This window comes from Legionella drancourtii LLAP12, assembly GCF_000162755.2.
In the GTDB taxonomy this organism is placed as follows: domain Bacteria; phylum Pseudomonadota; class Gammaproteobacteria; order Legionellales; family Legionellaceae; genus Legionella; species Legionella drancourtii.
The window spans coordinates 89407-114637 of sequence record NZ_JH413811.1; the positions used below are offsets into that span (position 1 = coordinate 89407).

A 25231-nucleotide genomic window follows, 5' to 3' on the forward strand; every position below is an offset into this window, starting at 1 on the left:
AGATACAAATCAAGACCTCTGCAGTCTTCATGGGAGCTATAGACGTCGAGTTTACTACGCCTACTCAACCAAATGCAAACTGACTCCTGCTTATTTAACTCATTTTGGAATCAGTGTTGATGCTCTTTTTGGGGTTGCTCCACAGAACACCTCATTAGAATAAGAAAACGCCCCACTAACGGCAAGGAGCGCTGTATGCATTAACTTCCAATCTTTTTGGAAAATATTCATACAGTTAACAAATGCAATAATTAATCTCATTAGTGAAAATAAATTTACACACCGCCTGCAATCCTATATATTTCGCCTTTTATTTAAACACAGCGAATGAGCGTATTGAATTCTACACCTTCACATAACCCCAAAAGAATAATTATTTGGTTAGTTGGCGTTTCTTTTTTATTATTCCAATTCTTTTTGCAATTATCATCAGGAATCATAATTGGCGCCATCATGCACGAGCAAGGATTTTCAGCATTCATTGCCGGCCTTTTAAGCAGCTCGTTTTATTATGTATACACTAGCATGCAAATCCCTGTTGGTCTGCTTTTTGATCGCTACAACATCAGAATCTTATTATCAATTAATGCCCTACTCTGCGCTTTAGGCTGTTTTCTTTTTGCCATTGGCCATACTCTACCTGCCTTATTCTGTGGTCGTTTAATTATCGGCACTGGCTCTTCGTTTGCTTTTGTCGGCTTAACGCGTATCCTTCGCCAGCATTTTCCCTTAAAAAATTATGCATTTATGGTCGGATTATCTGAAACACTCGGCTTTACAATCACTGTATCCGGCATGATTGGCATGGGCTCACTCATCAGTTTCATCAGCTGGAGGTATTTCATTGCCATTGCAGGCACTGTAGGTCTTTTAATTGCCGCTTTATGCTGGATTTTTATTCCCAGTAATAAGCCCACTACCAGCAATCCACAACAGTATAAAAAACAGTTGTTGTTGATGCTAAAAAATAAATTAGTTTGGATTAATGGTTTATTTGTAGGCTTAGAGTTTGCAGTTATTACCGTCTTTGCAGCCATGTGGGCTGTTCCATTCATACAACTCAAATTAAATTGCGGCATAAAAATGGCAAGCATCCTTACATCGATGGTCTTATTAGGTGCGGGTTTAAGTTGCCCTATCTATGGATGGTTCTCTATTCGTATGAGTAAACGCAAACCGTTAATCCATTTTTCATGTTTATCCACCACGGCCCTTCTCTTACTCATCTTGTATTTACCCATGCAAAGCACTCTATTAACTGGTTTTATATTGTTTCTGATTGGTCTTTGCTGTGGGGCTTATATGCTTGCCTTTACGATTGCCAATGAATTAGCCCCACCAGAGTCTCTATCTGCATGCACTGGCTTTACCAATACCCTGGGAATGCTATCTGCACCGCTCTTACAGCCTTTAGTAGGTTATTTGCTCGACCATTTTAGCGGCCACTCAGGGCACTACAGCTTAGGTGATTATCAATCAGCACTTTTGATTATTCCGGTAGCTTTAATGGTTGCGAGCCTTCTGTCACAGTACCTACCAGAAAAAGCAACAAATGAAATAGATTGTAATCTCAATGTAGCAAAATGCAGTCATGTGTAATAAGTGTAAAAAAATATGGAAAAAAAGGGAAAATAAAATACACTTAAAATGATGCGTTGCGTTGATCGCCATCATTGATGAGCATCAGTGAAATTCGCAGTTGAACTTAACGTGGCATATGGATAAGTGTGTAGCTCTATCTATCTTCACTATAATTTAATACCAGACTTGGGGGCGGTTGACATTTCTACTATCTTGGCCAAAATGAGCTGATTTGCTGTGCTCCGATGCTCGCGTACTTGATGTATGCTCCGCCGAATGTCAACAAATCCTATTAAAAAGAATAAATATCATGAGCAACTTTTCTGCAAAAGAATATATGCTTTTAAGAACTTGTGAATTGTTAAAAGACCTATCTGATAAAAATTTTAATACGTTTCTTAACTTATCTGAACGAATTTCCCATGATAAAGGCAAAGTATTGCTCCAAGAAGGGAAACCTAATGAGCATTTATTCATCGTGCTTTCAGGAAAGGTTGACTTGTATAAAGCTACGGATATGGAACAATACCTAATTGGTAATCTATCTAACGGCCAATCCATTGGCGAAATGCGTGTTGTTAAGAATCTACCCTGTTCTTTAACCGTAATTACCAGTGCACCGACCGTTGTTTTATCTATATTAGTCAGTAAATTGCATCATATGGAATATAATCAATGTTATGAATCGATCCTGGATGCAATTATTAACATTCTATGTCACCGTTTAACTGCCACAAATGCTCTAGCAGCGGATGGCAAAAATAAAAAGAAATCCTGGCGCAGATATATATTTCCTGTCATGTTTTCAACGACACTCGTGCTGCTGCTCTGTGAGCTAGGCGTTGCCTCTTACTATCTTATGTGAGGATACATAGGCTAATTGTGCTATACGGTAACATGTTCTTTAAAGGATTGCTCGGCTACAAAACAAAAGGCACCTTTATTTTCCTTGGAAAAGCCGGCAATTGAATGAAGTGCACTATTGTCCGTCTTTAATGTATTCAACAATTTTAAAGTTAACTTAGGCAACCCCACATTCAAGACACATTGATCATTATCTAATGATTTGATCGACACAAATTGTGACATTTTTACTTTATTACCAGTAGGATCAAGCCAGCCAGCTACCGCGGCACTGGTTGCATCCTTTTCTTTAAGATTGGCCGAGTAAAAACCATTATCATCGCTCAAACGGCAAAAGGTCGTGCTGATGTCGTGAGGGGCTTTTTGATCCGTACTTAATATTAATTGACCAAACCAAGCTTTATTACCTGTAACAAATTGCTCCTTGTCATCTACCTGTACATGGCCATTTAATTGGCTCGTTTGTAAGGCCTGTAATTTAACACCAGGCCGTAACACCAACGTTTCATTGCCATGATGACTTTGTTTTAACATATCAACTTTAAAGTTAAAGCCTTTCTTATCTGTACCTTTAACGCCAAAAATCCAACTGTCATTTATTGGGTTAAAACGAATAAAAGAACGACCGACATGCCAATTAAGTGATGCCGCTTGTTCTATTTTTTCATTCCCTTCGTAGAAAAAAACCAATTGATTGGTTTGTCCATCAATCAAGGCCGCTTTAGCATGAAATTCATTGCCTTGACGCTGCATTTCAAAAAAATAACCATACTTATCACCGCTCTCATTATTTACCATACCGGAAAATGTCCAGCTCCCTATGGTAGGATCAACAGGTTTAATCTCTGGCGTTACTTCATCTGTTTCCGTTGCAAACAAACCAGTACTGACAAAAAATATTATCCAAAATAAAAAAGCACAACATCGAATAGGTAACATATTAGTAATAACCTTTTAACTGTTGATGTGACCACAATGCGTTCCAAAATGCATCATCCAATACAGCGTTTACGGGCAAATAATACATAGTATCTGAACTAAATGAACGGCATTTCACAGCATCTTTTTCTGTCATAATAATGAACGATTCCAAATAGTCCAAATCATGCGGCTTAAACTGATAATGATCAGGATAAGAACAGGTATCGAATTCTATCCCTAATTGACTTAAAGTGGAATAAAAACGTTGCGGATTACCAATTGCAGCAACTGCCTCCCATTTGCCACTAATCGCATTAGGTTCTATTTCTTTACCAGTATTAATTTGCGTTATTTTACCAGGACTTAAAACCATAGGATATGCATTTTCCCAACCCCCTTGATTCACCACAAGAAAATCAACTTGCTGCAAGCGCGCAGCCGGCTCTCTTAACGGCCCAGCAGGCAAACAAAGACCATTACCCAATCCACGGGTGCCATCAATTACGGCAATTTCTATAGCGCGGCCCATACGGTAATGTTGTAGACCATCATCACTAATAATGATTTGGCTCTGATGTTTATTTAACAGATAACGGACGGCCTCTGTACGCTTTGGCGCAATCACTACCGGACATTGCGTTCTTTGGGCAATTAATAAAGGTTCATCACCAACCTTGGTCGCAGCATCATGAAGCTGTACTTCATAGGGAAAATTTTTAATGGTAGCCCCATAACCACGGCTCACAATACCTACCGTTAATCCCTTTTCCTGTAATCTCTTGGCAAGCTCAATAACTAACGGAGTTTTACCCACCCCCCCTACGGTTATATTTCCCACAACAATAAGTGGCACGGGACAATGCTCTTGGCAAAAATTCTGTAAATACCAGCGTCTTGCTGAAGCTACAAGGCGATAGCCGATGGATAAAGGACTAAGAATCCATTGTACGGGATGTTTTCCATACCAGATGTTATCCATCAACGTAGACATTAGGCTATAACTTCCTCAAGCAAAATATTAGTTTGTTGTACGCCATGCAGCTGTGCATAATGTCCGCGTAAATCAAGTAGTTCCTGGTGATTTCCTTGTTCTACAATACGCCCTTGTTGCATGACAATAATTTTATCTGCATGTTTAATCGTTGACAATCGATGCGCAATAACTAAGGTAGTGCGATTTTTCATTACTTCTTCTAAAGCAATTTGAATATAGCGTTCTGATTCGCTATCCAAAGCAGAGGTCGCCTCATCAAGAATTAAAATAGGCGCATCTTTTAAAATGGCACGCGCAATCGCAATTCGCTGTCGTTGCCCACCGGATAATAAAACACCATTCTCACCTACACGTGTATCATAGGCATCAGGCAGTTTGCTGATAAACTCATCAGCAAAGGCTAATTTTGCTGCATGAATAATTTGTTCGCGACTAACATCCAAACGTCCATAAGCAATATTGTTCGCTAAAGTATCATTAAAAAGAGTCACACTCTGACTTACCAAAGCCATCTGTTCACGCAAGCTTGATAAGTTAATTTGATTAATTGGCGTACCATCTAACGTAATCATGCCCTCAGTTACTTCATAAAACCGTGGCAATAAACTAGCAATCGTTGTTTTACCACTGCCTGAATGCCCCACTAAAGCAATGGTTTTACCGGCATCAACAGTAAAGCTCACATCATGTAATACTTGTTGTCCCTGTCGATAAGCATAAGAAACGTGTTTAAATTCAACGTCACCGCACGCTCTCTGCGCTAAAACAAGTCCCTGATCCTGTTCCACAGGCTTATCTAATAAATTAAAGACACTTTCTGCTCCAGCCAGCCCTTTTTGAATGACGGCATTTAACGTTGTCAAAGTCTTCATCGGCTTAATTAACTGCAGCATTGCTGCAATAATTGCTAAAAAAGAACCCGCAGAAACAATAACTACGGTAGATAGCTGGATGGCTGCCGCAATAATTGCGGCAATACCAATTGCAATAACAATCTGCACGCCGGACACATTAATTGCCTTACTCACCGCAACCTTCATGTCGTTTTGTCGTGAACGCTCGATTGCTTTTCTAAACTTTCCTGATTCGTAAGCAGTACCACCAAAAATACGCACGACCCGGTAACCATCGATTGCTTCGCTGGCAATTTCAGTTACTTCACCCATTGTTTTTTGTACTTTATGACTAATACGCCTCACTCGTTTATTCGTGTAACCAACGATGAAGCCAACAAATGGAATCGTTAAAAGAAACATCACCGATAACTGCCAACAGATAACCATCATCACAGTGAGCAAGCCCATAATCAAACAGGTATTTTGTACAAAATCAGTTAAGGCCTCGGCACTAACCTGAGCCACTTGCTCTACATCATAAAGAATTTTAGAGAGTAATTGCCCTGAAGTTGCCTCATCATAAAAATCCGCGGGTAAACGCAAAACATGGGTAAAAACTTTTTCTCTTAATACCTTAACCACCGAACGAGCTACCCATGTCATGCAATAGCTGCCAAGAGAACTAACTAATCCTCTTAAAGTAATACCGATTAAAACAATATACGGAATTTTTTTAATAAAAGTCATATCAATATTGATAAAGCCTTTGTCAAAAAATGGTCGCATCATATACGTAAAGCCGGCATCAATTAATGAATAAAGAATATTAGCGCCAATGCCTAACGCTAAGATCGGCCAAAATGGTTTAACATAAGAAAGCAAACGCTTATATAAGACGCTGGTTTTAACAGTAAGTTTCTTTTTCATTAATTTATGGGCTTTCATTGTTAGCAAATGGGACGAATTGTAACTCTTATTGAACAGAAGTGCTAATATTCATTAGGAAAGCCCATTGAATTAGAGACAATTAACCGTTAGACGCTCCACATCCACACATCGCATGCCGAATGAATATAAATGTACTTTCAGTCGCCATATTATCGCTATCAGAATCAACACTTCATTAGCACTACCCTAAGGCCTGCCTTTCCTATTCATATGCCACCAGAAAAAAACCAATTTGGTCGCAATTTAATCATATGGTATCATTTTTTACAAACCAAAGCGAGGTAGTTGATATGAAAGTTTCCTGTGTAAAAATATGGTTTAGCAATAATCCCGATGTTTTTTTACCCGAGAAAAACCAACAGCGCCTTAGAAAATTAAGAGAAAGCCATCCAGAACATCCAATAATTTTTGTAGTAGCTTGTAAACTCTTAAGTGAAAATGCAAATCAAGAATTAATTCAATTCTGTGAAATTGTGAAAAATTCCCATCTATCGAAGCTAAATGGCAAGAATCCCAAACGTTGCCCACAGAAATTCGCCCCCAAAATAATCGATATGCCGCAATCGAGTACTTTTCAAAATCAATAAGCCCGATCAGTTTAATTGATAGTGAAGCCTACACTGCAAACTTATTAGGCTTATTAAATCTAACGGTTAACTATGTTGGGCCGATCGTAATCACCCATTTGGTTAATTATTTGCACCAGCAATATGGAACGGATTACGTGAGAAAAAATTCCTCGCCTTATCTCATTGGAAAACTAGCTAAAAATGATCTTTCCTGGAGTTTTTTAGGAAATTTCCATAAAAAATACCGTAAAATAAATGCGCTGGATGCCGGTAAAACCGATATAGTCATTAAACAGACTAACGATTTTTATTTCGATGTAAAAAATACTTATCTGACTCGAAACAGTAAAAGAGCGGGAAGTATTTCCCCCAAAATTATGTTTAACTTCTTGGGTTCTATGACTGAAGCACTAACTTCTTATCTGTTTAACACCACGGAACAAAATCACCTAAACTTCATTAATTTATTGTTAGACACTACGGACGTTAATGAACAAAAAACCTATCGTGAGCTATTTGCTAATATAACGCTCACTAGAGAAAATAAATCCATTAATTTACTTGAAGATATTCTACAGCGTGCACAAACAGCAAGTTTAAGCCATGTTTTAACTCTGCATTCAGGTAATGATACAGATGAAGACGATTTTGATGATATGAAGCGTTTAAATCATCAAGATATTCTTTCAGATGATGAACTTTCAGATGATGTCGACACTTCAGATGACGATGGATTTTCAGATCGCATATCTTCCCCATTTGTGCTCTAAGGTCATTTTAATGCGCGTATACGCGCAATGAAAACCAATCTTTTGTACATTAGCATCGGAAACAGTTCCTGGCTCCGTCGTTACTATAGCCCAGGATAAGCCTTGCTTTTTGGCAAAATTTAACCGTGCATGCAATAATTTTTTTTGTAATCCCATCCCACGATAAGCAACTAGGGTACTCGTAACACCTAAATCACAAAATTCACCATGCATTGCCACTACCGCACCAGCGACAATTAATTCGTGCTCATAAACTGCAAAGGCCTTAACGCCTTTAGCCTGTACATAACGGAAAAATTGATTTCTTGCTTCAGGATAACCAAATCCTAACGCTACCCGCGTGGCCCACTCCCCTAATTCAGCAAAGGCAACTTCTCTAATCTCAAAAGGTTCAATAACATACTCAACCGGTTCATATGTTTTTAAATTCAATGCCGACACATTATTTACTTCGCTAACCCCATAACCACGTTCACTTAAAAAAACCGTTAGCTCATTCCCCACAAAAGGGCATAACTCAATATCAACGCGCAAATGCGCTTGCGTTTTATAAAAATGCTCTATATTTTCAATTTCAGACTTAAATTGCTTAGGTTGGGTGGCAAATCCCCATCCCACCACCTGAGATAAATACGAATCAATACCAGAAAAACAGGCAGCGCCGCCACTAATTTCCAGTATTTTTCCTTCCGCGTATTGTTTGCTTACTTCGATGTGCGTTTGCTTAATGCAGCCTTCCATTTGTGCTGCCAAGTCTTTAGTGATACATCTCATTTTGCATTTAACCCATTGGCTAATTCATAAACTAATCCTGGCCCTTGATAAATCAAGCCGCTATAAACCTGTACCAAGGATGCTCCAGCGTCCAATTTTTCCTGAGCACTGTGACAACTGTCTATACCGCCAACACCAATCAATGTCACCGCATCACCAACGTATTGTTTGAGCAAGCGCAAACACTGTAATGATAATTCCTGTAATGGTTTGCCGCTTAACCCACCCGTTTCTTCTGCATTAGGGAGGTTTTTAACGCCCTCACGTGAACACGTTGTATTGGTGGCAATAATTCCTTCAATACCGTGATGAAGAATCACCTCAGTCATTTGTTTCAGTGTTTCTGTATCTTCATCTGGAGAAACTTTAACAACTAAAGGAACATGACGTTGAAATTTATCGGCCAACTTGCTTTGTTTCAACTGTAGTTGCAACAATAACGCAGCAAAATAAGCGCCTTGCTGCAGCTGCCGTAAATCAGGAGTGTTGGGCGAGGAGATATTAATGGTTATATATGACGCATGCGCGTAGACTTTTTCCAAACAATAAAGATAATCGTCCGCTGCTCGCTCTAAAGGCGTATCTTTATTCTTACCAATATTAATTCCCAAAATACCTTTATAATTTGCCTTACTTACGTGATTAACTAAAGCCTCAACACCTTGATTATTAAAACCCATGCGATTAATAATGGCTTGCGCTGCAGGTAAGCGAAATAAACGTGGCTTAGGATTACCTACTTGCGGCCTGGGTGTCACTGTTCCCAGTTCAATGAACGCAAAACCCAATTTTGCCAATGCATCTAAATGCTCACCATTTTTATCCAAACCAGCAGCTAAACCTACCGCATGAGGAAACTGCAATCCCATGGCTTGAATGGGCTTTGTCTCTGGGGATTTAAAACACGTCTTTGGCACATAGTGTAAGGCGGACAAACTCACAGAATGTGCCCTTTCCGCATCCATACAAAACAGTAAAGGGCGTATAATTGAATACATATTAAACATCACATTTCTGCGCCCAAATACGAAGCATGGCATTTTCAGCTTTATGTAAATGATAATCCACTTCTCTGACTTCGACGCCGTAATTTTCTTTTTGCAGTTGCAACAAAACCGGGCCTAAGAGTTCAGACGTATTTCCTTTACGGTCAATAAGTGGAAAAATTCTTACTTCAGCGGCCACCCGTGCTAATTCACGAATGACGTTTAAATGAAATTCGACTGTTTGCTCTTCTAAATCAGCAAATAAATAATGAGCACTCAAAGCAAAATCAAATGAAAAATCAGGGTAAGGCAAATGGTAATCTTCTACTCCATAATAACGGCCCTCCGCTTTACCTTGTTCATAATCGGCAAAAAACTGCTTCATTCCTTGTTGGCGTTGCTCAATTAGCTTATCTAAACCACCAACGTTGCTAAAATCAAATTGATCCTGTTCTTGACGAACCTCATCTGCCATTTGCGCAAAGATCATCACCGCTTTAGAGAATAACGTATCCTTATCTAAAACAAATAAAGGATCGCAGCTAACCGCCTCATGTGCTTCATGAACTTGTTGGGCATTCACTGCACTTGGGCCACATCCATATTCTAAAATTCGGGAATTCATGTCCTTTTGAGACAAATCAAACATCTCGCGATACTCATCAACACTGTGTCCCCACAGCACTAATTTTCGCATAAGCCACTCTCCTAAATAGGTAAATCGAACGTCCTAAAATTTGGCTTAAGATTAGGCGATTTTTCAAATCAGGTAAAGGAGCATTTTTAAAAATTATGTAATTTTTTACACCAATGACCCACACAATGTGTTAAGCCATAAGATACAACAATCGTAGATACTCCAAAATAAAATTGCATGGCCATAACAAAGATTAAAATACAGCCAAACGATGTTTTTTAAACTATCTAACTCACCGTTTTTCTAAATTATAACAGGTTCATGACCTACCAAACTGCCCCACAGAAGATGGTTAATATATTCACACAAAAGGCAATTCCGTGTATATTTGATTATTTTTAGATAAGTTAAGTTTAAGAATGCTTATTACAGATAGTTACTCCACCCTGCCTTTAGATAAATCAGCCTACAACGATGAGGAATTAATAACGATTATTTCGCAACAAATTTTTGCGGGAAACTATACGAATTATAACTTATTGATGGATACGTTCTCCTCCCCCCAATTTAAAAAAAATAGTCAAACAGAATACCTATTGAAATAAAAATACTTCTTTTTTCTTACGTTCAACCTGGTTTAATGGAGGATGAATACCCAGATTATTTTTTAACATCCGGTCCATAACATTTCTTATCAGGAACTAATATTCGAATAAATTCACGCTATATTATATATTTAATATACGCATCCCCTGAATGCCACACCTAAAGTGCAGTGCGGCACGTCAGTATCGAGGGTTCATATATGTCAACAGCCCCTAGAATTTTCCTGCCAAATAAATATAAAATTTACAAGTTAGAACCTACAATTTAACCCAATAGATGTACGCTGGAAAAATAAAATTCTGGTTGCAACTTCAATTCGATTGGGTATAGTCTAGATGCATTTATAAAAACTACAGGAAGTCATCTATGTACACAGGGCCAAACTATCAATTGGGTGAAACCTATGACATGTTACGCGACAGTGTCCGTCAATTTGCGCGCACAGAAATAGCTCCTTTTGCTGCAAAAATCGATGAAACCAATACATTCCCCAATCATTTATGGCGCAAATTAGGGGACATGGGTTTACTAGGTATTACCGTAAGTGAAGAATATGGCGGTGCCAACATGGGGTATCTGGCCCACACGATTGCAATGGAAGAAATATCTCGTGCCTCAGCCTCTGTGGGTTTAAGCTATGGTGCACACTCTAATTTATGCGTTAATCAAATATATTTAAACGGCAATGCTACGCAAAAAGAAAAATATTTGCCTAAACTAATTAGTGGCGAATATATTGGCGCCTTAGCAATGAGCGAATCCAATTCAGGCTCTGATGTCGTCAGCATGCAATTACACGCTCAAGCCTCTGGCGATACATTTATTCTCAATGGTACCAAGATGTGGATCACCAACGGTCCTGATGCGGATGTTTTAGTGGTATACGCTAAAACTGACAAACAGGCGGCAAGTAAAGGCATCACTGCATTCCTTATTGAAAAGGGAATGCCGGGATTTAAAACCGCTCAGAAACTGGATAAGCTAGGGATGCGTGGTTCAAATACCTGTGAACTGGTCTTTGAACAGTGCGAAGTACCCGCCGAACAAATTTTGGGCGAAATTAATCAAGGCGTTAAAGTATTAATGAGCGGACTTGATTATGAGCGCACGATTCTGGCAGCAGGACCTGTGGGAATTATGCAGGCGTGTATGGATGTTGTTTTACCTTATGTACATGAGCGCAAACAATTTGAACAAGCTATTGGCGAATTTCAATTCATCCAAGGTAAATTAGCAGATATGTACACTGATCTGAGTGCGAGCAGAGCTTATTTATATACAATTGCTAAAGCTTGCGATCAAGGGCTTGTTAGTCGTAAAGACGCTGCTGGAGTTATTTTATACACTGCAGAAAAAGCAACCCAAATGGCCTTACAAGCAATCCAAATTCTGGGTGGGAATGGGTACATTAATGAGTACCCAACAGGTCGTCTATTACGCGATGCAAAGCTGTATGAAATTGGGGCTGGCACTTCTGAAATTAGAAGAATGCTTATTGGACGTGAACTTTTTAAAGAAACAGCATAAGGGGAATATCGACATGGATCAGAATGATATAGTGATTGTGGCAGCAAAAAGAACACCGATGGGCGGATTATTAGGTGCTCTATCTGCACTTTCAGCTCCAGAATTAAACGCCATTACCCATAAGGCTGCTTTAGCACAGGCAGGAATCAGCCCTGCTGAAATTGATGAAGTCATTAGTGGTTGCGTGCTTCAAGCGGGGATTGGTCAGGCACCAGCAAGACAAGCAGCACTCAAAGCAGGAATCCCTGATTCAGCAGGCGCATCAACCATTAATAAAATGTGTGGTTCAGGCATGAAAGCGGTGATGTTGGCGCATGACTTAATTAAAGCCGGCTCCGTAAATGTGGTTCTAGCTAGTGGTATGGAAAGCATGAGTAATGCGCCCTATTTACTAAGTAAAGCACGCGCAGGATACCGATTAGGCCACGGCGAATTAAAAGATCATATGTTCCTTGATGGACTTGAAGACGCTTACAATAAAGGTCAACTCATGGGATGCTTTGCTGAGGCTACGGCGGAACATTTTCATTTTAGCAGAGAACAGCAAGATGAATACGCAGCTCACTCAATGAGTAAGGCCTTAAAAGCAATTGAAAGCGGCGCATTTAAAGAAGAAATTGCTCCAGTTACCATTAACACGCGTAAAGGCGATGTGACTGTAAATACCGATGAAGGTCCTGATGCAACAAAATTAGCGAAAATCGCTCAATTAAAACCTGCATTTAAAGCAGACGGTACGGTAACTGCCGCCAACTCCAGTTCTATTTCTGATGGCGCAGCCAGCTTAATTATAATGAGTGCCGCCCATGCAGAAAAACGTGGCCTTCGCCCTATTGCGCGTATTGTGGCCCATGCCAGTCATGCCCAGGCACCGCAATGGTTCACTACCGCGCCAATTGATGCAATTCGTAAAGTAATGAATAAAGCCGGCTGGAACCAAAGTGATGTCGATCTTTATGAAATTAATGAAGCATTTGCGATTGTAGCAATGGCGGCGATTGCTCAGCTTGAATTAAATCCAGAACAGGTTAATATTCACGGCGGCGCTTGTGCCTTGGGCCACCCTATAGGTGCTTCGGGTGCGCGTATTTTAGTTACGCTAATCCATGCATTGAAACATCAGGGTAAAAAACGTGGTATTGCTTCATTGTGTATTGGTGGTGGTGAAGCAACGGCTATGGCTATTGAATTGGTATAATTGCTCTATCAAAGCCCTTAATTCCCTTCTCTTCATGGGAGATACTGCCATTAAGTTAAGCACTTTTGGAAATAGAACAGATCAAACGTAGCCCGGATTAGCGCAGCGTAATCCGGGAAAGATGTTATTCCGTGAACCGAATCCCGGATTACGCTACGCTAATCCGGGCTACAAACTTAACGTAATGGAAGTGCCGGTGAGGAGAAAGGAATTATAAGATTTAAGCTACAAAAAAATAATAATAAAAATAAAGGATGTACATGCTACGACAAAGTCTTATCTACTTACTACTTAGTATCCTGGTAGTCGTATTTGCAAAATACGCTCATCTTCTCGTTGTTTACATTGATGTGTTTTTTACCTATGTAAATATAAAATTAACGCCCATATTCAGTCAAACAGGTTGGGGACTCGTAATTCGCAAGATTTTAGTGCTTGTTTTATTACCTATTGCCCTTACGGCTGTTCCAGCACTGATCTACAGAGCAATTAAAGGCAACGACATGCCGCATTTTATTGCAATAACATGGACTCTTTGGACGGTAATCGTTTTAAGCGATATTTTGGTACGATAAGGACTAAGGCATGACAAAATTAATCAGCCAAATCAATACTGGAAGTCAAGAATTCAAAGACAATCAATCAGCGATGCAAGCCTTGGTTGATGAACTGCAAAATCGCATCGAACACATCGCCTTAGGAGGCGATGAGAACGCTCGTACCAGACATTTAAAACACGGTAAATTATTGCCCAGAGAACGCTTACAACAATTGCTTGATCCAGGCAGTCCCTTCCTCGAACTCTCACAACTGGCTGCTTATCAAGTATATGATGATGTCGTGCCTGCTGCCGGTATCATTACCGGAATCGGTAGAGTCGCAGGTGTGGAATGCATCATTATAGTCAATGATGCTACGGTTAAAGGCGGTACCTACTATCCCTTAACGGTAAAAAAACATTTAAGAGCACAAGAAATTGCGCAGATGAATCATTTACCCTGCATTTATCTGGTAGATTCAGGTGGTGCCTTTTTACCCCATCAAGATGAAGTATTCCCAGATCGTGAGCATTTTGGTCGTATTTTTTTTAACCAAGCCCAAATGTCTGCGCAAAACATCCCGCAAATTGCTGTAGTTATGGGATCTTGTACTGCCGGTGGTGCCTATGTACCTGCAATGGCAGATGAATCCATCATGGTAAAAAATCAAGCGACTATTTTTCTTGGAGGTCCGCCCTTAGTTAAAGCGGCGACCGGTGAAATAATTAGTGCTGAGGAATTAGGGGGTGCCGAAGTACATTGCCGCCATTCCGGTGTGGCAGATCACTATGCGGAAAATGATGCGCACGCCCTGCATTTAGCGCGTATAGCCGTCACTAATTTAAACCGCCAAAAAGAATCATCTGTCAAACGCATTGAAACCATCGAGCCACTCTATGACAGCAAAGAATTAAATGGCATAGTCCCTGCTGACCCAAGAAAGCCTTTTGATATTCGCGAAATCATTGCACGCATCGTTGATGGCTCTGAGTTTGACGAGTTTAAAGCACTCTACGGCACCACATTGATCTGTGGTTTTGCGCATTTATACGGTTACCCCATTGGCATTATTGCCAATAATGGCATCCTCTTTAGCGAAAGTGCACTCAAAGGAAGTCATTTTATTGAGCTATGCTGTCAACGTAAAATCCCATTGATATTTTTGCAAAATATTACTGGTTTTATGGTTGGCTCTAAATACGAAGCATCAGGAATTGCAAAACATGGCGCGAAAATGGTTACCGCGGTTGCCAATGCCAATGTCCCTAAATTTACCGTTATTGTTGGCGGTAGTTTTGGTGCCGGTAATTATGCAATGTGCGGACGTGCTTATAACCCACGCTTCATGTGGTCATGGCCTAATTCCCGTATTTCAGTAATGGGTGGTGAGCAAGCCGCTAATGTGCTAGCACAGGTAAATCGTGACAAACTAGCCAAACAAGGACACGAGTGGTCACTTACGGAAGAAGAGCAATTTAAACAACAAATGCGTTCCCAATACGAAACCCAAGGAAATCCCTTCTATGCCAGTGCGCGCTTATGGGATGATGGGGTTATCGCACCACAAGATACACGTAAAATACTAGGACTCGGTTTATCCGCCGCCTTAAACGCCCCTATTGAATCAACACGCTTTGGCGTATTTCGCATGTAAAGGACAACACGTGAGCGACTTATTATACGAAATTCAAGACCATCTCTGTTTACTCACCTTAAACCGGGTGAGCAAACATAATGCCTTTGATAATCATTTAATTGCAGAAATGCAAACCCAGCTTGATGCCGCCATAGCCAATCCCCAAGTTCGGGTAATTGTGCTCAAGGCAAATGGCAAACATTTCTCTGCTGGCGCGGACTTAGCGTGGATGCAAGACATGGCTCGCTTTAGCGAAGCAGAAAATTTAAACGATGCAATGGTGCTCGGTAATTTAATGTATACCTTAAACCAAAGCCCCAAACCCACTTTAGCGATGGTACATGGCTCAGCTTTTGGTGGTGGTGCCGGATTGGCAGCAGCTTGCGATATGACCATTGCCGCAACGTCTGCTCGTTTTTGTTTTTCAGAAGTGAAACTTGGTTTAATTCCAGCGGTAATCAGCCCTTATGTAGTTAACGCCGTTGGCGAACGCAGTGCCAAAGCCCTATTTATGAGTGCTGAGATTTTTGATGCCACTAAAGCCTTAAGCTTAAATTTGGTACAACACTGTATTCCAGAAGAAAATTTATTGGAATTCACACTAAACTACGCCAAACAAATTAGTAATAATGCGCCTGAGGCAGTGAGAGCATCTAAAAAATTAGCCGCTCAAGTAGCAAACAAAAATATCGATAAAGAATTAGTTTATTTTACAGCATCATTGATTGCTCAAAAAAGAGTATCGCACGAAGGACAACAAGGTCTGAATGCATTTTTAAATAAAGAAACACCCAACTGGAACTAGAGGCATGCATGTTTAATAAAATTCTTATTGCTAACCGCGGTGAAATAGCCTGCAGAATCATCAAAACGGCAAAATCTATGGGTATCCATACCGTAGCCATTTACTCTTCAGTTGATAAAGACAGCTTGCATGTGCGTAGTGCCGACAGTGCTTATTGTGTCGGTGAGGCCGCAGCCAAAAACAGCTATTTGCATATTGAAACCATCATCCGCGTTGCGAAAGAAAGTGGCGCACAGGCCATTCACCCAGGATATGGCTTTTTGTCAGAAAATCCTGAATTTGCCAAAGCCTGTAACGAAGCAGAGATTGTCTTTATTGGCCCCTCCGTAGAAGCCATGGAAGCAATGGCTTCAAAACAGTTGGCCAAACAAATGTTAGAAAAATCCAGTGTGCCTTTAACGCCAGGATATCACGGCAGTGAGCAAGCAGAAGAACGATTACTTGCTGAAGCAAAAAAAATAGGTTTTCCGGTACTCATTAAAGCGGCAAATGGCGGTGGCGGTAAAGGCATGCGTACTGTACATTCTGAATCAGAATTTAGTTCCGCTTTAGCTGGAGCCAAACGTGAATCAATGACAAGCTTTGCTGATGACACGATGATTATTGAAAAACTAGTGCTTCATCCCCGCCATGTTGAGTTACAAATCATGGCTGATAATCACGGCAATGTAGTCCACCTGTTTGAACGTGATTGTTCGATTCAGCGTCGCCATCAAAAAATTATTGAAGAAGCCCCCGCGCCCAATTTATCACCCGCATTAAGACAAAAATTAGCGGATGCCGCCTGTGATGTTGCACGTTCAATTAAATACAGTGGCGCCGGAACTGTAGAGTTCTTAGTTGATGGTGATGAGCACTTTTATTTTATGGAAATGAATACCCGTTTACAGGTAGAACATCCGGTTACAGAAATGATTACAGGCCTTGATTTAGTCGCCTGGCAACTAAAAATTGCCGCAAATGAGCAATTGCCAAAGTCACAAGAACAGATTAAGGCACAAGGTCATGCCATTGAATGCCGTATTTATGCCGAAGATCCTTTTCATGAGTTTATCCCGTCAATAGGCCAAATCCATTTTCTTAAAGAACCCTCAGGTGATGGTCTACGGATTGATACCGGCGTAACCTGTTCCTCACAAATTACCATGTATTACGACCCCATGATTGCCAAATTAATTGTGTGGGGAAATAATCGCAATGAAGCCTTACAACGATTACAGCAGGCACTAAAACATTATTTTATCGGTGGGATTAAAACAAATATTCCTTTTTTACAAGCGATTTGTCAGCATCCTAAATTCAGTCAAGTGGAACTTAGCACTGATTTCTTAAGCAAAGAACACATTGCATTAAAAACACCGGATAAAGCAATGGCTCAGCTGATGGCGGTAAGTTTCGATTATTTAAATACCGTGAAAACAATTCAAGATCCTTTATTAAAAGAGTCTTTTGCCTGGCAATCCCACACTACCAGTAATTGGGTATGCCGTTATCAAGATGGCGACGAAGTGATTGAAGCGTTAATAACGCCAATCAATACAAGTCAGTTTAAAGTAACACTCAAAGAACACGAGTATTTTATCCGTGTGCAGCTCAATGTTGATCAGCTTACGCTTGAATTAAACAAACAAAACTACCAGGCGACCGTAGACAATGCAAACCAAGCTTTGACCTTATATACATCTGATGGGCAAATCACAGTAGAACGATTTAACTGGAATAGATTGGATGCTCATTCATCCACCCACAAAGGACAACTGACGGCACCAATGCCAGCAACGGTAGTGGCTATACTAAAAAATATAGGTGAAACAGTGAAAGCAGGTGATCGCCTGATTGTTCTTGAGGCGATGAAAATGGAACACACCATTCATGCGCCAACTGATGGTGTTTTATCCGATATATTTTATGCAGTAGGTGCCCAAGTTAACGAAGGCGAAGAGTTGCTGTCATTAATTGAACTTGATGCATAAAAAGCTGCTCGATGGTAACTGATTACAACAAGAAGAGATGAATATGGATTATCCGCAGCATGTGACGATTATTGAAGTAGGACCACGTGATGGCCTACAAAATGAATCTGCTTTTGTGTCCAGTAAACACAAAATCGAGTTAATCAATGCATTAAGCCTAACCGGTTTAGAACACATTGAAGTGACTAGCTTTGTTTCCGCAAAAACAATCCCACAATTAGCGGATAATGAAGAAGTATTTCAAGCGATAAATAAGCAACCATCGGTGCATTATTCTGCTTTGATCCCTAACGAACAAGGCATGCGCAAAGCTCTGGAAGTTGGTGTTAAAGAAATTGCAGTATTTACTGCCGCAAGTGAATCATTCAACCAGCGTAATATTAATTGTTCCATTGAAGAAAGCCTTGTGCGTTTTAAACCAGTTATGGCTCTAGCTAAAGCACAAAACATCAAAGTACGTGGCTATATCTCTTGTGTCTTAGGCTGCCCTTATGAAGGCAATATCCCACCCGAACAAGTGGCCGAAGTCACCAAGAAACTTTTAGATTTAGGTGTAGATGAAATCTCTTTAGGGGACACCATAGGCGTTGGTACCCCAAGACAAACGCAATTAGTCTTAGATCAAGTACTCAAATTATTGCCATTGAACCAACTAGCCATGCATTTTCATGACACCTATGGTCAGGCAATAGCAAATATTTATGCTTCTTTGCACTACGGCGTACATCGTTTTGACAGCTCTGTTGCGGGTCTTGGAGGCTGCCCTTATGCCCTTGGCGCCACAGGTAATGTCGCTACAGAAGATGTTCTGTATTTAATGCACGGTTTAGGTATTGATACCGGAGTGGATGTATTTAAAATTGTGGCCATTGGTGATTTGATTTGCAAGATTTTAGGACGTAAAAATCAATCAAAAGTTGCCAATGCTCTACTAGCAAACCCTTGTAATTAATAAAGAAGAGAACAAATAATGAGTGAACTTGTATGGAAACCCCAACATCCACAGGAAAGTAGAATGTGGCAATTTATGGATTTTGCTGCAAAAAAAAACTGTCAAGTTTTTGAAAACTATCAAGATCTTCATACCTGGTCAATTAAACACCCAGATTCATTCTGGCCAACACTTTGTGATTTTTTTCATTTAAAATTCGATACACCACCGCATCAAATTTTAAATTACTACCGTGAAATGATGGAAGCTCGATGGTTCTCTGGAGCCAAATTTAATTTTGCACAAAAACTATTATCCCGTAGAGATGCGCATCCCGCCCTGATTAGCCTGAATGAAAATAATGAACGCCATGAGATGAGCTATGAGCAATTATATGCCGCCGTTGCCCAATGTGCAGCCGGTTTGAAGGCGGTGGGAGTAATAACAGGAGACCGTGTTGTCGCCTTAATGCCCAATACCCATTACACCATCATTGCCATGTTAGCAGCTACATCATTAGGCGCGATATGGTCTTCAGGATCACCTGACTTTGGTGCGCAAGCAGCCATTGATCGATTGGGGCAAGTGGAGCCTAAAGTATTATTTATTTGTGATGGTCATCAATATAATGGCAAAAAATTCAGTAGCGCAGAAAAGATTAAGCAACTCAACGATGCCATTCCTTCATTAATGCATGTAGTCATTTGTCCCAATATTAATGAAGCAGTAGACATTGCGAATTTGCCCAAAGCCGAATATTGGGATGACTTTTTAAAACCAGCCAAAGACTGTGAATTTGTCTCCCTTCCATTTGAACACCCGCTTTACATCATGTTTTCATCAGGAACAACCGGTAAACCTAAATGTATTGTTCATGGTGCTGGTGGAACCTTACTGCAACATATTAAAGAATTAGGCTTGCATACGGATCTACAGGCCAAAGATAATTTATGTTTTTACACCACCTGCGGTTGGATGATGTGGAACTGGATGGTTTCCGCATTAGCCTTAGGCACCACCTTAACCTTATACGAAGGTTCACCGACCTACCCAACCAATAATCGCTTATTCAAATTACTGGAAAAAGAAAAAGTCACCGTTTTTGGCACCAGTGCTAAATTTATCTCTTCGGTTGAAAAAGCAGGGGTAAAACCCAAAGAAGAATGCGATTTAAGCCATTTACGTTGCATACTCTCTACAGGCTCGCCATTACTACCCAAGAACTACGATTACGTTTATGAACAAATCAAAAGCGATCTGCAACTTAGCTCCATCTCAGGCGGAACTGACATTATTTCCTGTTTTGCCTTAGGAAATCCCATGTTGCCAGTTTATCGCGGAGAACTGCAATGTTTGGGCTTAGGTATGGCAGTCGAGGTTTTTGACGAGGAAGGGCACTCCGTTCGTGAAACCCGCGGCGAGCTTGTTTGCACTATGCCTTTCCCATGCATGCCCATTAGTTTTTGGCATGATCCAGATCGACAAATATACCAACGCACCTATTTTGAACGCTTTCCAGGTGTCTGGGCCCACGGTGATTTTGCAGAAATAACTGCGCACCACGGCCTCGTCATTTACGGTCGTTCAGATGCAGTATTAAATCCAGGTGGCGTACGTATAGGCACTGCCGAAATTTACCGCCAAGTGGAAAAAATCGATGAGGTAATTGACAGTATTGTCATTGGACAAGATTGGCAGGAAGATGTGCGTGTCATTTTATTTGTTAAATTGCGCGAAAGCAAATTGCTTACTGAGGAAGTAATTGACAAAATTCGTACAACCATTCGCCAAAATGCTTCACCACGACATGTGCCAGCAAAAGTTCTACAGGTTGCAGACATTCCACGGACGATTAGTGGCAAAATCGTTGAAGTCGCCGTAAGACAAGTGGTTCACGGTTTACCCGTAAATAATTTGCAGTCACTAGCCAATCCTCAAGCCTTGGATTATTTCAAAAATCGTGACGAATTAAAAAGTTAACTCTTCTTCCTGTAACTTCTCAATAAATTTGGGAAAAAATCCTTGCCTATGTCCTGCAACTTATCTACAGGACATAGGGATAACCTATAAGGACTGATACGACAATCGGCTTAGGATATGCTCTTACTATTCCCTTTCTTCACCAGTAGAGAAAAATAAGCGTAGACAATACGTAATATTTACAGCAGCGCATCTTAATGATGTAACGAAGAAATAATTGAGGCTTTTAAAGCCTCAATTATTATATTGTAACAGTAAAAACAAGCGCATTAGCGTAGTTATCACCGGTTTTAAGCGCATTCTGTGCTTGGTAATTATTTGTAGCGAATCGTCCTTGGCCTAAGTAGAAAAAGCGATAACCAATTTCAATAGGAAGGTGACCGGGAGCATTATTAAAGCGGAGACCCGCACCAACCGTAGCTGAGAAAGAAATATTATCGTGACCTGAAAATGTGTTATTTGACGTAGTAAAACCATTTAGTGCTGTTTCAAAATAACGACTGGCACTCATAAAATTAGGACCAATACCCACATCAACCGCAAGTTTTACTTTATCACTTTGTGTATTAATCAGCGTTTTAGCAGCAAAATAAACAGGAATATTTTGAATCTTATAACGATAGGAATTATTTGTAAAAAGATGATCTTCGATAATGTAACCGCTCACCGCCGTTTGGCCTAAGAAAAAAGCATCTACTCCATATGAAAGAGGAAAGCGATTAAAAATAACAGGTCCATCAATCATATAACCAAGGCCAACAAGACCACTACCCTGATTATGAGTTTTAACGGTGTAATGATTAGCAACCAAAGTATCTCGCAAATAAATATTTTGGGCTTTTCCTTGAATAGCCGAATATCCTCCCAGCTGAACAAGAAAATGACCTTTCGATGAAGGCTGAACTTCACCCATACTGCCTGCAAATGAAGTAGCTGAACTAAAAGTAGACAAAAGCACCAACGTGGCCGCGCTATATTTTGCTTTATTAAAATACATATAACATCCTTGTGGTCGGTTTTACAAATTTTGAAAATAATACAATGCCCTAAAGTAATATAGCAATAGATTTTTCTAACTCATTGACTAATTTCTAATACTTTTAACATTTAAGATGTGTTTTGGGGATACCTATTTTAGCCATTTGGCAAAAAATGCTGGTTTACTTGGGGCTGTTGCCAAGGGCTCTTACTTAAGGAAAATATTCCATACAAATATAATCAATTGACTGGTGGTTTATTTGTCGTTAATTAAATATTTCTTTGTTTAGTCGTGCAGTTTGTGTATACTCTTAGCACGGCGTCGATTTGAAATTCAGCTTGCGGACGCTCAAAAAAGATTGTCTTTTTTGAAAATACGGCTAAAGCGGGTAGTGTCTTACATCCCTCCAAACCGTCTGCCGCACGCATAATAAATATTCTCAGGTTATAACAATGATTGATTTAATTGGATTAACTAAGTCCTTTTCTGGAAAACCTGTCCTACAGGATATAAATTTATTCATCCAAGAAGGTGAAATTTTTGGTATTATTGGTAAGAGTGGCGCAGGTAAATCTACCTTATTAAGATGCATTAATTTGCTAGAGCGACCTGATGAGGGTGATGTCGTCATTGATGGCCAATACCTGAATCGTCTTTCCCTAAAAGATCTGGCCTTAGCCCGCCACAAAATGGCAATGATCTTTCAGCAATTTAATTTACTCAATTCCAAAAATGTTTATGACAACATTGCCCTGCCAATGCGCATTCAAGGAATCGATGAACAGTCCATTCGCTCTAAAATTAACGAGTTGCTCCCCATTGTTGAATTGACTGATAAAGAACTTGCTTACCCACATCAACTCAGTGGTGGCCAAAAACAAAGAGTAGCCATTGCGCGTGCACTAAGCTGCTCACCTAAAATTTTACTTTGTGACGAAGCGACCTCAGCATTAGATCCTGAAACAACGGATTCAATTTTAGCCTTACTCAAAAAAATTAATGCCCTATATGGAATTACTATCGTTCTTATCACCCATGAAATGGATGTAGTAAAACGCATTTGCAAAAGATTGGCGGTTATAGACGATGGCAAATTAACCGAAACAGTAGCTCTGGCCAATGTCTTTAACAAAAAAGACAGTGTGGCACGTAGCATGCTCTATGCTCAACTTAGTCCCGAATTACCTGAATGCTTAACCAGCAGAATTGCATCGTATGCAACAGATAAGCCCTTGCTGCGTTTGTTTTTTCAGGGCGAGGAAGCTACAGTTCCATTCATTAGTCAAACCAGCCGTGAGTTAAATTTAGATATCAATATTTTACTGGCCAATATTGATCGCTTTGACACCGTTACCTGCGGGGTTTTAGTAGTTGAACTCACTGCGCATCAATTTTTGTTGGAAGAATTCATAGAACGTTGTGAACAAGCCAAGTTAACTGTGGAGGTTTTAGGTTATGTCTTACCTGATGGCATATAATTTATTCATTGCAACCGGCGAAACACTGTATATGGTAGTTATCAGTACTTTATTTGCGGTACTGCTTGGCTTACCTTTAGGAACCCTGCTCTACTCATCCAAGCAGGTTAAGCCACGACCGAAATTACATAAGGCTCTAGCCGTTTTTATCAACATGGCACGCTCTGTTCCCTTCATTATTTTATTAGTAGCCATTATTCCCTTTACTCGACTTATTGTCGGGACCTCAATTGGCATGAATGCGGCGATCGTGCCCCTGACTTTAGGTGCTATCCCCTTTTTTGCCAGACTCGTGGATAATGTCTATCAGAGTTTGCCTAATGGCTTAATCGAAACAGGGTACGCAATGGGCGCATCTACCAAGCAAATCATTTGGCATATTTTATTACCAGAAGCCAAACCCGCTTTAATTCATGCCATCACCGTAACGGCAATTACTTTAGTTAATTATTCCGCGATGGCTGGAACAGTTGGAGCGGGCGGCTTAGGTACCTTAGCCATTAACTATGGTTATCAACGCTTTGATGCGGGAGTAATGATATCAACCGTTATTGTTTTAATTATCATGGTACAACTGACGCAAATGCTTGGCGATTATTTAGCAAAACGCTTTTTACATAATTAATTTTTGGAGTCATTAATGCGGATTTTAACTTATATTGTTTTACTATTTAGCCTCGTGGCCTGTAATAAACCCTCACCCAATACGTTAGTTATAGGTACTATTGCGGGTCCCGAAACGGAACTGATTGAAACAGCAAAAACAGTAGCAAAAAATAAATATGACGTAGACATTAAAATTATTGCCTTCAATGATTACAACTTACCCAATGAAGCGCTACAAGATGGTAGCCTGGATGCCAATGTGTACCAACACTTACCTTATCTGCAAGCTGCAATTAAAGCGCACAACTATAATCTTGAAGCCATAGGAAAAACGTTTGTTTACCCGGTAGGTATTTATTCCAAAAAATTTAAAACCTTAAATGAATTACCAGAAAAAGCGGTTATTGCCGTGCCAAATGATCCCAGCAATGAAATGCGCGCTTTACAATTATTAGAAAAAGCACATTTAATCACTTTAAAGGAAACCAATAATACCGGCTTACAAGACATTGCAACCAATCCACATAATTTACAATTTAAAGAAATGGATGCAGCACAATTACCTAGAGTATTACCAGATGTTGATGCCGCAGTAATCAATACTACGTTTGCCTTACCTGCGGGTTTAACTCCTTCACGTGATGCATTATTTACTGAAGATAAAGATTCACCTTATGCAAACATCATCGTGATTCGTCGTGATAGTCCTAAAAAAGCACAGCTGGAATTATTTGTTAAAGCATTAAATTCTGATGAAGTTAAAGAAAAAGCTAAAACTCTATTTGATGACGCCGCTATCCCGGCTTGGTAATATCGTGATTAACCTGGGACAAAAGATCAATTTGTCCCAGAGGTTTTCTGACACTTGCAGCCCAGCCTACTCGAGCGGATGATTTAGATATAATCCGGTGATTAATAAATCATAGATCCCGTCACCTTCAATCACAAAAATTTGCGGTAATTCGTCAATTATATTTATTCATTTAGCTTAATTCTACCTTAATGAAAAAGTGTTATACTTTATTTAATTAATATCTCTAGAGGTACAGATTATGCCTACACCTTCAGCCCCTAATCCTCAAATACCGGTTCC

Annotated in this window: 23 protein-coding genes; 16 read left to right on the forward strand and 7 right to left on the reverse strand. The window is 40.0% G+C overall.

The features are described 5' to 3' along the window. Positions 1-336: 336 nt before the first annotated feature. Complete coding sequence (locus tag LDG_RS05700; protein WP_407635262.1) at positions 337-1599, forward strand: MFS transporter; 1263 nt, start codon at positions 337-339, stop codon at positions 1597-1599. Between the two features lie 292 nt (positions 1600-1891). Beyond that, positions 1892-2446, forward strand: a complete 555-nt coding sequence (locus LDG_RS05705) for a Crp/Fnr family transcriptional regulator (protein ID WP_040534642.1) — start codon at positions 1892-1894, stop codon at positions 2444-2446. A gap of 20 nt (positions 2447-2466) precedes the next feature. On the opposite strand, the gene LDG_RS05710 is transcribed toward LDG_RS05705, so the two are convergent. From LDG_RS05710 to msbA, 3 genes are read right to left on the reverse strand one after another with little or no spacing between them, the layout of a single operon-like run. Then, the gene (locus tag LDG_RS05710; protein WP_006870246.1) at positions 2467-3384 is read right to left on the reverse strand and encodes a hypothetical protein; all 918 of its coding nucleotides are present in this window, start codon (positions 3382-3384) and stop codon (positions 2467-2469) included. Position 3385: 1 nt separating this feature from the next. Continuing rightward, on the reverse strand, positions 3386-4357 hold the full coding sequence (gene lpxK / locus LDG_RS05715) for a tetraacyldisaccharide 4'-kinase (protein ID WP_006870247.1): 972 nt from the start codon (positions 4355-4357) through the stop codon (positions 3386-3388). Further along, positions 4357-6123 carry a lipid A export permease/ATP-binding protein MsbA gene (gene msbA, locus LDG_RS05720; RefSeq protein ID WP_040534692.1) on the reverse strand — a complete coding sequence of 589 codons (1767 nt, stop codon included), beginning with the start codon at positions 6121-6123 and terminating at the stop codon, positions 4357-4359. Before msbA ends, lpxK begins: the two co-directional genes overlap by 1 nt. Before the next feature lie 311 nt (positions 6124-6434). On the opposite strand from msbA, the gene LDG_RS19280 reads away from it, so the two are divergent. Together LDG_RS19280 and LDG_RS05725 are read left to right on the forward strand one after the other, a co-directional pair. Then, positions 6435-6731, forward strand: coding sequence for a glycosyltransferase family 88 protein (locus tag LDG_RS19280; RefSeq protein ID WP_158307868.1), 297 nt, complete (start codon positions 6435-6437; stop codon positions 6729-6731). A 137-nt stretch (positions 6732-6868) separates the two neighbouring features. After that, positions 6869-7483: a hypothetical protein gene (locus tag LDG_RS05725; RefSeq protein ID WP_148263520.1), complete on the forward strand. Its 615-nt coding sequence runs from the start codon at positions 6869-6871 to the stop codon at positions 7481-7483. Here LDG_RS05725 and LDG_RS05730 read toward each other — a convergent pair. From LDG_RS05730 to LDG_RS05740, 3 genes are read right to left on the reverse strand one after another with little or no spacing between them, the layout of a single operon-like run. Further along, the gene (locus tag LDG_RS05730) at positions 7451-8257 is read right to left on the reverse strand and encodes a GNAT family N-acetyltransferase (RefSeq protein WP_006870252.1); all 807 of its coding nucleotides are present in this window, start codon (positions 8255-8257) and stop codon (positions 7451-7453) included. The two genes, LDG_RS05725 and LDG_RS05730, sit on opposite strands and share 33 nt — an antisense overlap. Next, positions 8254-9255 carry a quinone-dependent dihydroorotate dehydrogenase gene (locus tag LDG_RS05735; protein WP_040534693.1) on the reverse strand — a complete coding sequence of 334 codons (1002 nt, stop codon included), beginning with the start codon at positions 9253-9255 and terminating at the stop codon, positions 8254-8256. Before LDG_RS05735 ends, LDG_RS05730 begins: the two co-directional genes overlap by 4 nt. Position 9256: 1 nt before the next feature. Further along, positions 9257-9940, reverse strand: coding sequence for a hypothetical protein (locus LDG_RS05740; protein WP_006870254.1), 684 nt, complete (start codon positions 9938-9940; stop codon positions 9257-9259). A 359-nt stretch (positions 9941-10299) separates the two neighbouring features. On the opposite strand from LDG_RS05740, the gene LDG_RS05745 reads away from it, so the two are divergent. From LDG_RS05745 to LDG_RS05785, 9 genes are all read left to right on the forward strand, one after another. Then, positions 10300-10485: a hypothetical protein gene (locus LDG_RS05745; protein WP_006870256.1), complete on the forward strand. Its 186-nt coding sequence runs from the start codon at positions 10300-10302 to the stop codon at positions 10483-10485. Positions 10486-10852: 367 nt separating this feature from the next. Next, a complete protein-coding gene (locus LDG_RS05750; protein WP_006870257.1) occupies positions 10853-12013 on the forward strand; it encodes an isovaleryl-CoA dehydrogenase in 1161 nt (386 codons plus the stop codon). 13 nt (positions 12014-12026) lie between these two features. Then, positions 12027-13211: a thiolase family protein gene (locus LDG_RS05755; RefSeq protein ID WP_006870258.1), complete on the forward strand. Its 1185-nt coding sequence runs from the start codon at positions 12027-12029 to the stop codon at positions 13209-13211. Between the two features lie 260 nt (positions 13212-13471). Next, positions 13472-13786 carry a hypothetical protein gene (locus LDG_RS05760; RefSeq protein ID WP_040534644.1) on the forward strand — a complete coding sequence of 105 codons (315 nt, stop codon included), beginning with the start codon at positions 13472-13474 and terminating at the stop codon, positions 13784-13786. A 10-nt stretch (positions 13787-13796) separates the two neighbouring features. Then, positions 13797-15404: a carboxyl transferase domain-containing protein gene (locus LDG_RS05765; RefSeq protein WP_006870259.1), complete on the forward strand. Its 1608-nt coding sequence runs from the start codon at positions 13797-13799 to the stop codon at positions 15402-15404. Positions 15405-15414: 10 nt separating this feature from the next. Next, complete coding sequence (locus LDG_RS05770; protein ID WP_006870260.1) at positions 15415-16191, forward strand: enoyl-CoA hydratase-related protein; 777 nt, start codon at positions 15415-15417, stop codon at positions 16189-16191. An 8-nt stretch (positions 16192-16199) separates the two neighbouring features. Next, positions 16200-18164: an acetyl-CoA carboxylase biotin carboxylase subunit gene (locus LDG_RS05775; RefSeq protein WP_006870261.1), complete on the forward strand. Its 1965-nt coding sequence runs from the start codon at positions 16200-16202 to the stop codon at positions 18162-18164. A 43-nt stretch (positions 18165-18207) separates the two neighbouring features. Then, the gene (locus LDG_RS05780) at positions 18208-19116 is read left to right on the forward strand and encodes a hydroxymethylglutaryl-CoA lyase (protein WP_006870262.1); all 909 of its coding nucleotides are present in this window, start codon (positions 18208-18210) and stop codon (positions 19114-19116) included. A gap of 18 nt (positions 19117-19134) precedes the next feature. After that, positions 19135-21075: an acetoacetate--CoA ligase gene (locus tag LDG_RS05785; protein WP_040534647.1), complete on the forward strand. Its 1941-nt coding sequence runs from the start codon at positions 19135-19137 to the stop codon at positions 21073-21075. 241 nt (positions 21076-21316) lie between these two features. On the opposite strand, the gene LDG_RS05790 is transcribed toward LDG_RS05785, so the two are convergent. Next, on the reverse strand, positions 21317-22072 hold the full coding sequence (locus LDG_RS05790; RefSeq protein WP_006870264.1) for an acyloxyacyl hydrolase: 756 nt from the start codon (positions 22070-22072) through the stop codon (positions 21317-21319). A 434-nt stretch (positions 22073-22506) separates the two neighbouring features. Here LDG_RS05790 and LDG_RS05795 point away from each other — a divergent pair, with 434 nt between their 5' ends. From LDG_RS05795 to LDG_RS05805, 3 genes are read left to right on the forward strand one after another with little or no spacing between them, the layout of a single operon-like run. Beyond that, positions 22507-23532: a methionine ABC transporter ATP-binding protein gene (locus LDG_RS05795; RefSeq protein WP_006870266.1), complete on the forward strand. Its 1026-nt coding sequence runs from the start codon at positions 22507-22509 to the stop codon at positions 23530-23532. Beyond that, positions 23510-24157, forward strand: coding sequence for a methionine ABC transporter permease (locus tag LDG_RS05800; RefSeq protein ID WP_006870267.1), 648 nt, complete (start codon positions 23510-23512; stop codon positions 24155-24157). The genes LDG_RS05795 and LDG_RS05800 overlap by 23 nt, the downstream gene beginning before the upstream one ends. 15 nt (positions 24158-24172) lie before the next feature. Then, the gene (locus LDG_RS05805) at positions 24173-24949 is read left to right on the forward strand and encodes a MetQ/NlpA family ABC transporter substrate-binding protein (protein ID WP_006870268.1); all 777 of its coding nucleotides are present in this window, start codon (positions 24173-24175) and stop codon (positions 24947-24949) included. The last annotated feature ends 282 nt before the right edge of the window (positions 24950-25231 follow it).